At 45.2% G+C, this 16,087-nt stretch carries 17 protein-coding genes; 13 read left to right on the top strand and 4 right to left on the bottom strand.

What is annotated here, in order from left to right; all coding sequences use genetic code 11:
* The first annotated feature begins 30 nt into the window (after positions 1-30).
* A complete protein-coding gene (locus tag PK654_RS19730; RefSeq protein WP_271699020.1) occupies positions 31-813 on the top strand; it encodes a DUF5718 family protein in 783 nt (260 codons plus the stop codon).
* A gap of 59 nt (positions 814-872) precedes the next feature.
* Here the strand turns inward: PK654_RS19730 and PK654_RS19725 are convergent, their stop codons facing one another.
* The 3 genes from PK654_RS19725 to PK654_RS19715 form a co-directional block, all read right to left on the bottom strand.
* Positions 873-1,148: a hypothetical protein gene (locus PK654_RS19725; RefSeq protein ID WP_271699019.1), complete on the bottom strand. Its 276-nt coding sequence runs from the start codon at positions 1,146-1,148 to the stop codon at positions 873-875.
* Positions 1,149-1,389: 241 nt separating this feature from the next.
* Entirely contained in the window at positions 1,390-1,854 is a 465-nt protein-coding gene (locus tag PK654_RS19720; protein ID WP_271699018.1) for a hypothetical protein, read from the bottom strand.
* 129 nt (positions 1,855-1,983) lie between these two features.
* On the bottom strand, positions 1,984-2,760 hold the full coding sequence (locus PK654_RS19715) for a response regulator transcription factor (RefSeq protein WP_271699017.1): 777 nt from the start codon (positions 2,758-2,760) through the stop codon (positions 1,984-1,986).
* A 510-nt stretch (positions 2,761-3,270) separates the two neighbouring features.
* Between PK654_RS19715 and PK654_RS19710 the strand changes: the two genes are divergently transcribed.
* From PK654_RS19710 to PK654_RS19655, 12 genes are all read left to right on the top strand, one after another.
* On the top strand, positions 3,271-3,555 hold the full coding sequence (locus PK654_RS19710; RefSeq protein ID WP_271699015.1) for an STAS domain-containing protein: 285 nt from the start codon (positions 3,271-3,273) through the stop codon (positions 3,553-3,555).
* Positions 3,556-3,915: a response regulator gene (locus PK654_RS19705; RefSeq protein ID WP_271699013.1), complete on the top strand. Its 360-nt coding sequence runs from the start codon at positions 3,556-3,558 to the stop codon at positions 3,913-3,915.
* A 56-nt stretch (positions 3,916-3,971) separates the two neighbouring features.
* The gene (locus tag PK654_RS19700) at positions 3,972-6,053 is read left to right on the top strand and encodes a chemotaxis protein CheA (RefSeq protein WP_271699012.1); all 2,082 of its coding nucleotides are present in this window, start codon (positions 3,972-3,974) and stop codon (positions 6,051-6,053) included.
* A 77-nt stretch (positions 6,054-6,130) separates the two neighbouring features.
* Positions 6,131-6,604 carry a chemotaxis protein CheW gene (locus tag PK654_RS19695; RefSeq protein ID WP_271700728.1) on the top strand — a complete coding sequence of 158 codons (474 nt, stop codon included), beginning with the start codon at positions 6,131-6,133 and terminating at the stop codon, positions 6,602-6,604.
* Entirely contained in the window at positions 6,604-7,083 is a 480-nt protein-coding gene (locus PK654_RS19690) for a chemotaxis protein CheW (protein WP_271699010.1), read from the top strand. The genes PK654_RS19695 and PK654_RS19690 overlap by 1 nt, the downstream gene beginning before the upstream one ends.
* Positions 7,084-7,120: 37 nt before the next feature.
* Positions 7,121-9,487 (top strand): aerotaxis transducer Aer2, encoded by a 2,367-nt coding sequence (gene aer2 / locus PK654_RS19685; RefSeq protein WP_271699009.1) that lies wholly within the window; start codon positions 7,121-7,123, stop codon positions 9,485-9,487.
* On the top strand, positions 9,472-10,329 hold the full coding sequence (locus tag PK654_RS19680) for a CheR family methyltransferase (RefSeq protein ID WP_271699008.1): 858 nt from the start codon (positions 9,472-9,474) through the stop codon (positions 10,327-10,329). Before aer2 ends, PK654_RS19680 begins: the two co-directional genes overlap by 16 nt.
* Positions 10,330-10,347: 18 nt before the next feature.
* Positions 10,348-10,995, top strand: coding sequence for a chemotaxis protein CheD (locus PK654_RS19675; RefSeq protein WP_271699007.1), 648 nt, complete (start codon positions 10,348-10,350; stop codon positions 10,993-10,995).
* Positions 10,995-12,035: a protein-glutamate methylesterase/protein-glutamine glutaminase gene (locus PK654_RS19670; RefSeq protein ID WP_271699006.1), complete on the top strand. Its 1,041-nt coding sequence runs from the start codon at positions 10,995-10,997 to the stop codon at positions 12,033-12,035. Before PK654_RS19675 ends, PK654_RS19670 begins: the two co-directional genes overlap by 1 nt.
* A gap of 25 nt (positions 12,036-12,060) precedes the next feature.
* Positions 12,061-13,230 carry a methyl-accepting chemotaxis protein gene (locus tag PK654_RS19665; RefSeq protein ID WP_271699005.1) on the top strand — a complete coding sequence of 390 codons (1,170 nt, stop codon included), beginning with the start codon at positions 12,061-12,063 and terminating at the stop codon, positions 13,228-13,230.
* A 40-nt stretch (positions 13,231-13,270) separates the two neighbouring features.
* Positions 13,271-13,570, top strand: coding sequence for an STAS domain-containing protein (locus PK654_RS19660; protein WP_271699004.1), 300 nt, complete (start codon positions 13,271-13,273; stop codon positions 13,568-13,570).
* Positions 13,571-13,615: 45 nt separating this feature from the next.
* The gene (locus tag PK654_RS19655) at positions 13,616-15,283 is read left to right on the top strand and encodes an ATP-binding SpoIIE family protein phosphatase (RefSeq protein ID WP_271699003.1); all 1,668 of its coding nucleotides are present in this window, start codon (positions 13,616-13,618) and stop codon (positions 15,281-15,283) included.
* Positions 15,284-15,339: 56 nt separating this feature from the next.
* On the opposite strand, the gene PK654_RS19650 is transcribed toward PK654_RS19655, so the two are convergent.
* The gene (locus tag PK654_RS19650; RefSeq protein ID WP_271699001.1) at positions 15,340-16,086 is read right to left on the bottom strand and encodes a substrate-binding periplasmic protein; all 747 of its coding nucleotides are present in this window, start codon (positions 16,084-16,086) and stop codon (positions 15,340-15,342) included.
* Between the last annotated feature and the right edge of the window lies 1 nt (position 16,087).

The following is a 16,087-nucleotide window of genomic DNA, read 5'->3' as shown; positions in this document are numbered from 1 at the left end:
TTGCGGGGCTGTTTTTATATAAGGTAAAGAATGCGAAACAGTATATGTATCGGAATTATAGGAAACTATTTTGGCCACCTGAGTGGTGCAGAGAATGTAGAAGAACACCGTTTACCCAACGGCATATTTGTTATAGATAAAGGTAAGCCCGGGATGTTAACTGCCTGTTCAGAGGCAAACTATCCTGATGAAGGGACAGACGTAGATATCGAGCCTGAGTTTGTTATTCGCTTTAATGCTGCATATTACAAAGGCAAATTGGTAAGCCTGACGCCTACACATATGACTATCGGAAATGACTATACGATCAGAAGCCTTGAAGGATCCAGCAAGATCTCCCGGAGAAAGGCGTGGGGAGATAAATCCAAAGGCATCCATTCCCTATGGTGGGAAATCGATCAGTTCACGGCTGATAAGTACGGCGATAACTTGAGTCTGATTTCCTTTATTGAGCGAAATGGAGAGTTTTACTGTACTACACCTCTTGTTACCTGCGCAGATACCAAGGTGTTTTGTAACGATTTAATTGAATGGGTGATTGAGCAGGTAAACTATCAGAAAGAGGAAGGTATGTATGAAGAGATTCTACCGGCATTAGCGGCCAGTGGTTATCCGCAAGAGGTTATCTTATATACCGGCGCGCCAAATTACTCACGCTGGGGAGAGGAAAACTTTGTTCAGCGTGGTGATAAAGTTCATATCACGGCTTTTAAAAATGGTTGTTTAACCCAGAAGTCAGCAAGACAACAGTTTGTTGATAACAGGGCAGGCAACAGCTCTGAAGTGCTGAGCTTTTCCCAACTGGTGGTTTAATTAAGCGAAAAAAAGAGCAATGAAAACAACTTCATTGCTCTGTTCCTAAATAAAACTCCCTACAAGCACAGTTCTGCGGAAACAACATCGACACTTTCATCAATTTCCAGCTGATGTTGATATCCGTAGCTATGTTCTTTGCACAAAGGAACGACAAAAAATTTCTCTTCGCTATGCCCTTTTTGTTTAACCAACACGCCGTGATCATGGTAGGCAGTGCAGTTCACTTCAGAGCAATAACAGTACTGGCGCTGGGCGAAGTGCTTCCAGTAATTTAACCAGTTCATTCGGGCAGTTTCGGTTATGGTCTCATCTGAAATGTTGGTAACAATCATTTTTTCTAATCTCTTTTCTTTAGGACGGGAGTTATTTTATTGCTTGGTCAGATGAGATTATTTGAATAGCAGCGCATGAAACGGTGGCTGAAAAAACTTAAAGTGCTTTTAATGAATTAAATATTGAATTTAGATATTTTTGTCTTAGTTGAAGAGAAGTTAACTCAATGGCTTACATACAAAAAAACACCCGTCAGGGCGTTTTCTATTGATAGTGCTAAGTTAAATCCGGCAATGCGCTCTATTTGCTCATCATACCATCCATAATAATTGCCCGTGCGGCGGCTTTTCTGTCTAGGGCAAAGCCGATGGAGTTTCCGGCAATATCTGTAAGGACAAGAAGATTGGAATCGAGCCACATATCCCTTTCAACGGTATCGCGCGAAATGGAATCAATATCTTTAAACATCAGTTTGTAGCTTAGGTTGTACTCATAGCTGGCGGTGTTCCAGCTTGCCATATAAGCGCCATGGTCTGTGATAAAGAATACACCCCAAAACTGTAGCCGGTTGTTTTGGTACATGGTAGTCCACTCTTTAAAATGAATTTTTTCAGAACCGTCATCCACTGTCGCCAGAATAATAGGTTCAAAAACGGGTGTATAAAGAGGACCATAAGGCTGCTGCATCGGGCCCGGAGATGAGCATCCGCTGAGTATCAGCAGGGTGAAAATCCAAAGCCATCTGGTTGATTTAATAAAATCCATATTAAGTGACGCTATAAAAAGATAAAATATATAAACCTAACTTATCAATAGCTTATGACAAAGTTATGTCATGGATATCTAAGCAGGTACTTGCGTCCATATTATGCTGATGAGCCAGATATGCAACTTTTATCGGCTACATTTAAGCAAGTGATCAAGAAACTTCCTGAACAACTCACCGACTGAACTGGCTTCAAGTTTATTGTTAATGCTGCGTCTGTGGGTTTTTACCGTTTCTACAGAAATCTCCAACTTACCGGCGATGGTATTGTTATCCAGCCCTAGTACCACCAGTGTTACTGTCTCTTGTTCTCTGGGAGAGAGAGCTTCTTCGCCAAAACTCACCAGAGCCTGTAGCATGATAGTACTGAGATTATTTTTATCATCCGACCCCGGTGCCGGCCAGATTTCGTTACATGATTGCTGGCAATGCAGCTTAATGTTTCTGAAGTTAGTGATAATCCTGTGTTTATCTCTGTCGGTAAACTTAGCCTGATCCTTGTCCCTGTAGAGAAGTACCACCAGCCACTTTCCTGTATCAATACCAACACAAATGGCCAGGGCATCTTTATCTGCACCTTCTGTCCCTTTGATTTCATGGTTACCGGCCATTTCGTTGATATGGTGTACCCCTTCATGACATCCGTTTGAAAACTCGGAATAGATCCAGTCAATATAGTTAGAGGCGCTAAGATTATTGTGTTCGGGGAGACTAAGGAGAGAGTTCGAACTGTACAGTTGAACCGGCGGGTGTTTCCGCTGGTATCCGCTAATAACTAAAGAGTCAAACTCAACCAGAGATTCAAGCATACGTTCTAGTTTGTCGTTGGCACCAGCGGCAAGTGGACTTACTGAACTATCCGTATGGAACATTGTAGATGAAACGGGTCTGATTGCTTGCTGCACAAAATGTCTCCGGAGCGTCATTGTTAAGTTATTGCCATAAAGCAAAATATCAACCTAATATCTATGAAAGCATATATGGATGTGCATATGTTATGACAGAGTTTATTACTGCTGAAAAGTTTGAAATATCAACAAGGTTTTAAGTGCGGAATATGTATATAACGTTTTGAACTTAAATGGTAAAAAATGTGTCTCCGAACGGAAAAATTGTAGTTATTTAAATTCAGTGAAGTTTAAAAAATGCAAGTGTTACCGGAGTATTTCAATGTGCTCTGCATCAAATATTGATGATTTAATTGCATATGTAAAGTGACGCAAAACAGTAAACTAACATCTTGATATGAAACAAATAACGGGTATATATCAATGTTATGCAACTAGAGTTATGGCAATAGTTTGATTATATGTCGTTTGCTATCCCGGTATTCCTTTCTACACTCAAATCAAGCACTAAGCTTTTAATAATTATTAGTGCAGGCTAGGTAGATAAGAATAAAAACAGGGTAGTTCATGGATTGTTTACTTCCGGAGATACTGGATATTTCCACGGTTAACGACGCAAAACCACAGTATATTGCGTGGCTTGAAAGTTCCTCCCCGTTGCAGGTAGATGCAACCAATGTCAGCCGTATTGATGCGGCCGGCCTTCAGTTACTTGCTTCTCTGTTTACCTCTGCCAGACACCAAAAGATCGATATTCAGTTGATTAATGCCACTGAAAAACTTCAGGAAGCAGTAAGCATTCTGGGGTTACAAACGCTGTTTGATAGCTGTTCAGAAACCGGAGAGGACTAGATGACCAAAATATTAGCCGTAGATGACTCAGTGTCTATTCGTCAGATGGTAAGCCATACGTTGCAGGACGCAGGTTACGATGTTGAAACTGCAAATAATGGAAAAGATGCCCTGACAAAAGCCAGTTCAAGCAAGTTTGATGTTGTTATATCTGATGTAAACATGCCGATTATGGGTGGCTTCGAGTTAGTGAAAGAGATTCGAAGTAAACCCCAATACAAGTTCATTCCTATCCTTATGTTAACCACAGAAACCAGTGCGGAGAAAAAGCAGTTAGGTAAATCTGCTGGCGCGACCGGTTGGCTGGTGAAACCTTTTAATCCGGATACGCTGCTGAAAACGTTAAAACGCGTGATTTAGCTTTATTAAGTCAACAGATAAAGATAATTAAAACAAGGTAACTGGCTGGGGACACAATGGCTTTAGATATGGAACAGCTTCGCAAGATGTTCTACGAAGAGTGTCGTGAAAATCTTGAGGTGCTGGAAGATGTACTGCTTAATCTTGATCTTGACTGCGTCGATGACGAGCAGATCAATACTATTTTTCGTGCGGCCCACTCTATAAAAGGGGGAGCTGCCACGTTTAACCTACTTGATATCAGCGAATTTACTCACACTGTTGAGGCCTATCTGGAACTGGTGCGAGATAACCAATGTTCATTGGATGCGGCTAGTGTCGATCTACTACTGAAAAGTGGTGACTGCATCATGGCACTACTGTTAGGCCATGAACAAGGCAATGAGGTAGATACAGCGGAGCAGAGTGAGGTTTCTGCTCAGTTGCAGTTGCTGGTCAGTAAGGTATCCGGGGCGCCAATTTCCGAAACGCCGGATCAGCAGCCTGAGCAACTGACGACTACCGGCCGATGGTTTGTCTCTTTTGTTCCCCACAAAGAGATCTTTTTCAGTGGCAACGACCCTCTCAGAATACTTCGGGAGCTTAAAGAGCTGGATAGTGATTGTAATGTCAGCGTATCTACTGAAGCACTTCCGTTAGCAGAAGAGATTGAACAGGAACTGTGCTACCTAAGCTGGCAGGCGACTCTGCCCGCAACTGTAGAAAAGGAGAGTATCGAAGAGATCTTTGAGTGGGTTGAAGACGAGTGTGATCTGGTTATTGAACAGAGGAGTGAGGAAGCAACCGAATCAGATGAACAAACTGAAAGGGATACCAAGCCTGTATTTGAGGAGAAAGTTTCAGAGTCATTACCCTCGGCAGATATCGCTGGCGAGTCTCAGGCAAAAGATAACAAAAGTACGCCTGCTAAAGCAGCCAAAGCAGACAGCAGCGTAAGTTCTATCAGGGTCGATATCGACAAAGTTGACAGCCTGATCAACTTAGTCGGAGAACTGGTGATTACCCAGTCCATGCTGAATGAAATCGGTAACGACTTCAGTATGGATAAGCTGGAAAAGCTAAAAACCGGTCTGGAGCAGTTGCTTCAGAACAGCAAAGACCTTCAGGAAAATGTACTTAATATCCGAATGCTGCCTATGAGTTTTGCCTTCAGCCGCTTCCCGCGATTGGTTAGGGATCTGACGGCAAGACTAGGCAAAAAAGTCGACCTTCAGATACAAGGTGAGCAGACCGAACTGGATAAAACGGTTCTGGAAAGAATTGTCGACCCTTTGGTGCATCTTGTTCGTAACGGTATAGACCACGGCATCGAACAACCTGATGAACGCGCTGAAAAAGGCAAACCTGAACAGGGAACTGTATTACTGAATGCGTTTCATCAGGGCGGCTCAATTGTCATTGAAATCAGTGATGATGGTGCGGGTATCGATTGTGACAAACTGTGGGGCAAAGCCATTGATAAAGGTGTTATCGCTGCGGATACCCGGCGTGAAGAGATGAGCGATAAGCAGATTATGAACCTGATATTTGCCCCGGGGTTCTCCACCGCTGAAGAGGTTTCAGATATATCCGGCCGGGGTGTCGGCATGGATGTAGTTCGACGTAATATCGAAGAGCTGGGCGGTCAGATAGAACTTGAATCCGAGCTGGGTAAAGGCAGCCGGTTCACTATTAACCTTCCTCTGACACTCGCCATACTGGATGGTCAACTGGTTAAAGTGGGTGAACAAGTTTATATCATTCCGCTGCTGACTATTGTTGAGTCGATGCAGATCGATCCTGCCTGTATTAAGCACGCTTCCGGAGGTGTTGAGCTTTATCGTTTAAGGGATGAAAACATTCCGATTCTCAGGCTTGAAGATGAGCTGGAGATGGGTACCAGCGGAGAGCTGAACCATCAGATACTCTGTTTTGTTGAGGCGGCGGGAAATCGTGTCGGCTTACTGATTGACGAGTTGCTGGATCAGCAACAGGTGGTGATAAAAAACCTCGAATCTAATTACAGCAAGGTAGCAGGTATATCAGGCGCAACCATATTAGGTGACGGTTCAGTTTCTCTGATTCTTGATATTCAGGGGTTGATCACCGGCTTTCTTAAGCGATCTTCTGATTCACATCACGACGGAATAGCGGCATAGGAGAGAGGTCATTGGAACAGGTTATTGCTATATCACAAACGCCGGAAACGAAAGTAGATCGGGCAAATGCGCTTCTGATGCAGAACGGTGTTGAAGGCAGCTCAGAAAATGCCGATTTTCTCAGTTTTATATTGGCTGACGAGCTGTACGGAGTAGATATAAAAGATGTGGAAGAGATCCGTGTCTGGGAGCGCGCGACCCCCATTCCCCGATCACCAGACTATGTTCTTGGGGTAATTAACCTGAGGGGCATGATTGTGCCTGTCGTAGATCTCAGAAAGCGTTTTCGGGTGGGGTATTGCGACTACCTGCCCACCACGGTGGTGATTGTTCTGCGTACTTCTGTTGATGAAAGCGAACGTCTGATGGGGATCGTTGTCGATGCCGTCAGTGATGTGGTCTGTCTGGGAGATAAAGAACTTAATGCTCCTGTAGGGGAATCTCTGGTAACACCTTATTTACAAGGGCTGCTTAATGTCGGTGAGCAAGTGATGTCTTTGCTGAATACGAAAGAACTACTAGATATAGATCGAATCCTGAGGGGACATTGATGACGGAAGGTAAAGAGTTTCTTAGCTTTGTTTTGGGTGAGGAAGAGTACGGTGTGCCGATACTGGATGTCAGGGAAGTAAGAGGCTGGTCGGCTGTCAGGCAGGTGCCTTACTCGCCCGACTATATGGCTGGAGTGCTGGAAATCAGGGGGGAATATGTTCCTATCGTCGATCTCCGTCATCGGTTTGGTCTGACGCCCGCAAAGATAAGCGCTACAACAGTAGTGGTGGTTTTAAACAATACGGAGATGTACCCGCTAGGCATTATCGTTGACGGAGTATCGGAAGTTTATCCGCTAACCGATGAGCAGATTAAACCGCCGCCGCCGGTTTCCGGGGGATTTGATATTGGGTTTATTCGCGGAATTGCGCGGGTAGAAAATGGCGATCTGATACTGATAAATATGGACGCCCTGTTTGATTACAAGCAACTGGTTCAGACCGAAGATACACAGATACAACAAGAAAGTATGGCTTAACAAAAATTCACTAAAGCAAAACAGTGAGAGGTGACTCATGGCATTTTGGAACAGAAACTCCGCGCACGCAGTGGTGGAAGAGCAAGAGAAAGGGCTCAGCAGAGATCAGCTTTTCTCCGCATTGAATGCAGCGCAGACCGCTCTGATGATGATAGACCGGGATTTTAAAATTACCTATCTGAACCAGAAATCAATGGAGCTGCTTAAGACTCATGAGGCACTGTTTCAGTCTATGTGGCCGTCATTTCGTGCTGATGAAGAAGTGCTTATGGGGTTCTGTATTGATGCCTTTCATGCTAATCCGTCTCATCAGCGTCAGATGCTGGGGAATCCGGCTAATCTGCCTTACAAAACCACTATCACAGTCAGGGATGTCAAAATTGAACTCAATGTCGGTGCCATTATTGATGCAGAGGGAAATTATGTAGGAAATACCCTCGAATGGTCTGATGTTACCGCTGAAATAAAGCAGCACAATGAAATTGCCCGCTTGCAGGCAGCCGTTGATCAGGCTCAGACGGCAATGGTGATGATCGACCGTGATTTTAATATCACCTATGTTAATCAGGAAACCATTACTCTTTTTTCTAAGCATGAAAGGACAATGAGAACCGTATGGTCGGGTTTTACCGCTACGGAAGAGTGGCTAATGGGCCGTTGCATTGATGAGTTCCACCGTAATCCTGCCCACCAGCGAACCATGCTGTCAGATCCGGGTAACCTGCCTTACCAAACTGATATCAATATAGGCCCGGTTAAGATAGAGCTAAATGTTGCGGCTATCTGTGATGCCAAAGGGGAGTATATAGGTAATACACTGGAATGGCGTGACGTTACCGAGGAGCGCAAGAAGGAAGAAGAGATAGGACGTCTGGCTTCAGCGGTTGCCGGTATGACCACCAATCTGATGATGGCGGATAAGAATGGTGTTATTACTTATCTGAACCCTTCTTTGCAGGAGCTGCTAAGCAGTCGCGAAAATGAGCTGCAAAAGTTCCTCCCGGGTTTCAACGCATCTAAGCTGGTTGGCCAGTCGATGGATATCTTTCATAAGAATCCTAACCATCAGCAAAGCATCATCGCTAACCCTGACCGGCTGCCATTCTCCTCCAACGTTGCTGTCGGCGTTCTGGAGTTTAATCTCACCTGTATCGCTATGCATGACAGTCAGGGCACTTACATTGGTCCTGCCTTGCAATGGGTAGATATTACCGAACAACAGGATGGTCAGCGTCAGGTTGAATCCCTTATCCAGAAAGCGATAGAGGGTGACCTGAATGAACGCATTAATACAGAGAACTACAGCGGTTTTATGAAAGAACTGGGGGACGGCATCAACAACTTGCTGGACACCATAGTCCAGCCACTGGGTGAGTGTATTGAGGTAATGAGTCAGGTCGCAGATGGTGATTTGAACAACAGTATGTCCGATGAGAATAAAGGGGAATTTGGCCGCTTGTCTGATGCGGTGAACACCTCGATTCTCAACCTGCGCAATATGGTGGATAAGATCACTCAGTCTTCGGCAAGAGTCGCGACCGCTTCAGAGGAGATTGCAGAAGGCAACAATGATCTTAGTCAGCGTGTTGAAGCTCAGGCTTCTAATCTTGAGCAAACTGCGGCCAGTATGGAGCACATGACGGAGACGGTGCGCAAGAATGCCGATAACGCCAAAGATGCTAATAGTCTTGCTGAGAATGCAACAAGCAAAGCGACCAAAGGCGGGGAAGTAGTAGGCCATGCGGTGTCTGCTATGTCTGAAATTAATAGCGCCAGCAAGAAGATTGCTGACATCATTGGCGTTATCGATGAGATTGCGTTCCAGACTAACTTACTGGCACTGAACGCAGCAGTAGAAGCTGCCCGGGCAGGTGAACAAGGACGGGGATTTGCAGTTGTTGCGGGAGAAGTTCGCAACCTTGCACAACGTAGCGCAGCCGCCGCCAAAGAGATTAAAGGGTTGATCAACGACAGTGTTGAAAAAGTTGATGAAGGCTCCCGTCTGGTCGATGAGTCGGGTGAAACTCTGAACGAAATCGTTGATGCTGTTAAAGAGGTAACAGAGCTCATTGCGCAGATAGCATCGTCGAGTTCTGATCAGGCAACTGGCATCGATGAGATGAACCGCGCTATCGCTACCATGGATGAAATGACTCAGCAAAATGCTTCCCTGGTAGAAGAAACATCGGCCGCCAGTCAGTCTCTGCGAGAAGAGGGACGTCAGTTGTTGCATCTGATGAATTTCTTCGCGTCAGAAAATAAAGTCGCCACATTCGAATCGACCCCTGCACGGAAAGAGATGTCTATGACTAAAAGCAGTAATGTCAGGGATATCCGTACTCCTAAAGTAGCTAATGCCGGCTTTAAGGCGAGTGAGGAAGGGGACGAATGGGAAGAATTCTGATGCAGGACTCACCGGATTTGGCGCCGCAAAGAGAGTTTGAGTTAACGGAAAAGGACTTTAAGTTTATCCAGTGGTTTATGCATAAGCAGGCCGGGATCTACTTTTCAGACCGCAAACAGACCATGGTGTATGGCCGGGTAAGCCGTCAGATGCGGAGACTGAAGCTTAAGCGCTTTGAACAGTACAGAGAGATTATTGAACAGAGTGCTGAGGAACGGGTTAACTTTATAAACAGCCTTACCACCAATAAAACCGAGTTTTTCCGGGAGTATCATCACTTTCGTTTTCTTGAACAGGTAATGATTGAAAAATGGCTGGCTCAGGAGAAGCAGAGTGTACGGGTCTGGTCTGCCGGTTGTTCAACCGGGGAAGAGCCATACAGTTACATCTCGTCTCTCTATCATGCCGGTGCTTTTGACTTGTTTGCTGAGGTTTCTCTTACGGCAACGGATCTGGATACCAAAGTATTGGAAACGGCGCGTCGGGGTGTATATGGCGACGAGGCTGTTCAAAGTATTCCAGACCAGTATCTTGCATCTTGCTTTTTTAAAGGCAAAGGAGCACAGGCAGGCAAAATAAAAGTTGCAAAAGGGTTGCAGCAACATATCCGTTTTCGTCAGCTTAACCTGCTGGAGGAGTGGCCGTTTGAACACGCTTTTGAATTGATCTCATGTCGCAATGTGATGATCTATTTTGATAAAAAGACGCAGGAAGCGTTGATAAGACGGTTTCACCAGCAACTGCAACCGGGAGGTGTTTTGATTATCGGCCACTCGGAAAGCATAGGAGCCTGTACAGATATTTTCCGCCATTTAGGAAAAACCATCTATGCGAAATTATAAAGCAAAGGAAGGGACCTTATGTTTGTGACAACACCTGAACGAACATTTCACCGCAGTAATAGCAATTTCCGGCGGTTCTTCCACAAAACACAGCAGAAACACATGGTTAAGATACTGCCGGGTGGCCTGTATAGCACACATGAAGATGAACTGATTGTTACTGGTTTAGGCTCCTGCATTGCGGCATGCATCTGGGATGAGAATCTTGCTATTGGCGGAATGAACCACTTTTTGTTGCCTTTTCATACCCAGTCAAAACTGAGCTCATGGAAACCCAATGAATACGCCTCTATACCGTCCCGTTATGGCAGCCATGCAATGGAGCTGTTGATTAACGCCTTGCTGAATGAAGGGGCGCGAAGAGAAAACCTCAAGGTAAAGCTATTTGGTGGTGCCCAGATGATGGGCAGACACTCCATGGTTGGTGAAAAAAACATTGCTTTTGTTACAAATTATGTGGAGCGGGAGCAGCTTAACGTTGTGGCTCATGATCTTGGCGGAATTGAACCGAGAAAGATCGTATTTGAACCTGTCTCCGGAAGAGCGTGGCTGAAAAGAATACCCTTTACAGAGATCAGGCATGTACAGCAGGAAGAAGACAAGTACGCCAGCAAACTGGATAAGGAAAGTCATTCAAACCATGACGATGATGTGGAGCTGTTCTGATGAAAAAGATAAAGGTATTGGTCGTCGATGATTCTCCTGTATTCCGTGCTTTGCTGACGCAGATAATTCGTTCAGATCCAGAACTGGATGTTATTGCCGCAGCAGAAGATCCATACGAAGCGCGGGATCTGATTAAAAAGCTCAACCCGGATGTACTGACGCTGGATGTTGAGATGCCGAAAATGAATGGTGTCCAGTTCCTGAAAAACCTGATGAGACTCAGGCCTATGCCTGTGGTCATGATCTCCACTCTGACTCAACACGGTGCTGATGCCACACTTACGGCACTCGAGCTGGGTGCGGTTGATTACTTCCCTAAACCTGCTGTTGAAAATACGGCTGATATTATCAGCTATAAAGAGCAGATTAATGAGAAAATAAAAACCGCAGCCAGAGCCAATGTAGTACATGAGGACATATCAGGTCAGCCCGAAAAAGTTACCTTTAGCGGAAAATGTACCAATACAGACATTATTGCTATAGGCGCCTCAACGGGTGGAACCGAAGCCATTAAAAAGGTGCTTTCGCAATTGCCGGCCGGTTTACCACCCATTGTTATGACACAACATATCAGCGCCCTATTCAGTCCGTCTTTTGCCAAAAGACTGGATGATAATAGTGCTATTCATGTTCAGGAACTCTCTGAGCAGCAAGTCATTCTGGAAAAAGGTCATGCTTATCTTGCTCCGGGCGACCAGCATATGGTGGTGATCAGACAAGGGGATAAACTGATTGCCGTCAGGGACGACAGGCCGTTAGTCAGCCGTCATAAACCTTCGGTCGATGTCATGTTTGACAGCGTGGCTGAAACCGTAGGTAACAAATCTATCGGTATTATCCTTACCGGAATGGGGCAAGATGGTGCGCAGGGGTTACTTAAAATACAGCAGTCCGGAGGGCGCACCATAGCACAGGACAAAGCCACCTCTGTGGTATGGGGAATGCCAAGGGTTGCTGTCGAGATGAACGCTGCTGACTATGTGCTCGGTCTGGATAGTGTCGCCGGAAAAATTTGCAGTCTTGTGACATCTGAACAGTAATCGCTGCGTGGCAAGGAGAGTGGAGATGAGTCGAGTGAAGAAAAAGAAAAGATATATTTATCTGGCAGGGGTGCTGACTCAAATAGCCCTGCTTGGTTACATTGCCGTGAACAGTTCATCCATGTTGCACCTTGTGCTGCTGGTGTTTGCCTGTGCGCTGCCCTGGCTGATTATTTCTGCTGTCACAGGCAGTCAGCCGAATGATCTTGCAGAGGAGCAAAATACAGAAAAGGAAAAGGCTCAGGAGCTTAATAGCCAACAGGTGAGTTATCTGCTTCAGCAACTTTCGTCACAACTAGAAGTCCCCCTAAATCATCAGAGAAGTGTGGTTGATGAGTCCGTTGAAACACTTAATGCCAGCTTTTTCGAACTGCAGTCTCTGGCTGAGAATCAAAATCAGCTCACCGAGATCCTTATCAGCGAACTGCTTGGTAACAGAGGAAATGAACACGATATTGCTCAGGTTCTGCCCCGAACTGAGCGTATTATTCGTCATTTTGTTGATACCTTAGTGAATGTTTCAGAGAAGAGTATTTCAGCGGTTCATAGTATTCACGACATGTCGGCAAAGCTGGATACCGTATTTAAAATGCTGGCTCAGGTGCGCGGACTGTCTGAGCAGACCAACCTGTTGGCACTTAATGCAGCTATTGAAGCGGCAAGAGCGGGTGAGGCGGGAAGAGGGTTCGCCGTTGTTGCTCAGGAAGTACGTAACTTGTCGGTAAAAGCGGAAGAACTAAACAGTCAGATCGAGAAAGAGATTAATGTTGCTCAGAACACGGTAAATGAAGCGAATAAGACCGTTGGCGAAATGGCAACCATAGATATGACAGAAGCCATAGAGTCAAAGGACAAAGTGGATGCCATGTTGCAGGGGGTTCAGGAAACTAACAATCGTATAGAAGAAGAGGTTTCTAAGGTTAAGGCCATCGCTGAGAACCTTAATAACAAGGTTTCTGATGGCATACGGGCACTGCAATTTTCTGACATCATTACTCAGCAGGGTGACCACGTATTGTACGGTGTAGGATTTGTTAAACAGGTGGCGGATCTATTCGCTAAGCTCTCAGCCGGTGAGTACTCGCAGGCCGAGTTCAATCTACAGTTACAAATTTTACTCGACCAGATCCATAACAGAGATGAACCAGCTGCCTCTCAGGATTCCATTGAAGAAGGGGAAGTTGAGCTTTTTTAAGCCAGATAGCAATCGTAAATATTAGTGTTAAGGAGAATTTATGTCAGTAGAAGCCGTGATAGATGAGCACGCCAAAAGTGTCACTATAGAGATAGAAGGTGCTTTCGGCTTTAATCTTGTGCAGGAGTTTCGTCACACCTATGTAGACAGAAAAGAGTTTAAGTTCGTTATCGATTTACGCAAGGTTGATTATATCGATAGCGCCGGGCTGGGAATGCTTTTAAATATGCTCAGCTATCTTGGTCATGCTGATGGCAGTATTCGTATTACCAATACGCTTCCACAGGTACGAAAGATTCTGACTATATCCCGCTTTGATAAGAAGTTTGCCATCGATTAAAAGCGTTTTTGCCCTGAGATAAATGTATAGAAAAAGGAAGCTTAAATGCATCTGGTAATCGTTGATGACCATGAAAGTAACCGTGAATTATGTCGCCTGTTGCTTCGCAATGTTGCGGAGCAGATAACCACTTTCGCTGACGGAGATGGTCTGGTTGAGGCGATGCACAATATGGAACTATTGCCTGATGTAATTCTGTTAGATGTACTTATGCCGGTGAAAAACGGCTTTGAGACAGCTAAGGCGATCCGTTTAGAGTTTGCCGAAAAACATATTCCTATTATTTTTATGACGGCATTGGACGACTGTACCTCATTCGAGCAGTGTCTGACATTGGGAGACGATTTTATTCTTAAGCCGGTTGAGCGAAGCGTGCTGGTGGCAAAAATTCAGGCTCACTACCGGATTGTTAAAATACTGAACGAAGTGAAGGAGCAGCGCGACGAGCTGAAACAGTTCCACGATCAGGTTGGCTATGACTATGCCATTGCAGAATCGATCTTCAGTAACCTTAAAGAAGAGATGAGCAATCAGGTTTCTCATCTTGAAGGTGTTCGTTACTTGTCAAACCCGTCGACCCTGTTTAATGGCGATTTGATTTTGGTAGCGAACCGTCCCCATGGCGGAGCCTATATACTTATAGCCGATGCTACCGGACATGGTCTTCCGGCGGCCATTTCAACGATTCCTGCTGCGCGGGTTCTGTTTAGTATGGCATCGAAGGGACTTGCGTTGGGCGAAATTGTTGAAGAACTTAATAGTGCAATGGTTCGTTTCCTGCCCATGGGTATGATGCTGGCAGCTAGTGTTTTCGAAGTAAAAGCCAATGGTCTGGAGATTTCGTGGTGGGGAGGCGGTTTACCCGACGGCTACTTGCTCAATGAAGACAGAAGCATAAACCGAAAGTTAACCTCTACTCATATGCCCCTTGGTGTACTTCAGCCTGATGAGTTTGAATCTGAGATAGAACATCTGCTGCTGGATCCCGGGCAGCAACTGCTTTGTTATACGGATGGTGTAATAGAGGCGTCTGATCCACAAGGGCAACAGTATGGGCAAAACAGGCTAGAGTCAGCAATCTGTTCTGGTGGTGACACAATGGAAATTCTGTATGAATCTGTGCATAGCTTTGCAGCCCGCTCAGTAGAAGATGATCTCTCCATACTAACTATTCAGTTTCCTTTACTCAGCTCCTCAGATGATCCGGCGCTTCCTTTGTCCCGCAGTTTTAGTCAGGTGCCCTGTAAAACCGAGTTGAGTTTTCCTTCGCAAGTGCTAAAAAGTGTTTGTGTCATGACGGAAGTAAGGAAGTTACTGGCAGGCCTGATTAATGGTGCTCATCTGGATTTTGTCTGTTCTGTGTTGTCAGAGTTGTTTGCCAATGCCATTGAACACGGCTTACTCAAACTAGAGTCAGATATTAAAAATCAACCTGATGGTTTTTACCTGTTTTATCAGCTTCGGGAACAGAGGCTAAGGGAGCTGGATGAACAGTACTGTGTCAGCTTAGAACTAGATTACGACCCGTTACAGCAGAAGCTGGGTATGCAAGTAGAGCATAATGGTGAAGGGTTTGATTATCATAAAATCGATCTATCAAGTAACGACAAGCTCGCTCACGGGCGAGGTGTGTTACTTGCATCAGAGCTATGCCAGAGTCTGGAGTACTCAAATGGAGGGCGTTGTGTGTCGGCAGTGTATTTGTTGGACTAAAGTACGCCCTATAATTTGTTTCTCTGTGAGTGGTTTTGAGTAGTAATTTTCTTAACTTACTGATCATAGGGGGCAGGCAATAGTAACAAACGCTCGTACTCATGCTTGTTAATAATACCGCGCAGTTCCTGATTAAACTTATCCATAATCTGCTGTGCGTCTGGCATAGACTTTCTTAAGCCACAGTGAAGGGTATAGCTTTTAAAGCGGATATTGGTCTCTTTAAACTCACTTGCGACCTTGCGTATGTCAGGGTGGTGACTTTTCAGGTAGTTAAACCTGTCTCGGTTGATCAAAACCAGATCCAGTCGTTTAGCATTTAACTTAAGCAGGCCTCTTGCGTCACCGGAATATTCATCAGTTAACATCCCTTGCTGAAACTGTTGCAGCTCGCTAATAACCCCTGAACCCGGATAAACGCCCACTACTTGTCCCGCTAAGTCTTGTTTAGCCTGATATCGGGAGTGGTTATCTGACCGGCTGACAAACACCTCTTCTGTTTTCATAATGGCATCAGAAAAAATGATATCCCGCTTTCTGTCCTCTGAGTTATATGCGCCGATAATTCCGTCATACTGTCCGGCAATGGTTTGATTTACCGCTCTTTTCCAGGGCACATAAACAACCTTTACCTCGTAGCCTGAACGCTCGAATGCGTGTTTACATACCGCAGTGACATAGCCGTCGTCGGGTAAAGTGGATCCAATAAAAGGTGGCCATTCAACAGTGGCAAGGGTAAGAGTTTTTGTATATGCCATAAACGGCATAAGCAGGATAGTCAGGCAAAAAACAAGTTGTCGCATA

Origin of the sequence: Vibrio sp. SCSIO 43137 (genome assembly GCF_028201475.1) — a bacterium.
In the GTDB taxonomy this organism is placed as follows: domain Bacteria; phylum Pseudomonadota; class Gammaproteobacteria; order Enterobacterales; family Vibrionaceae; genus Vibrio.
This window is presented reverse-complemented; position numbering and strand designations above follow the sequence as displayed.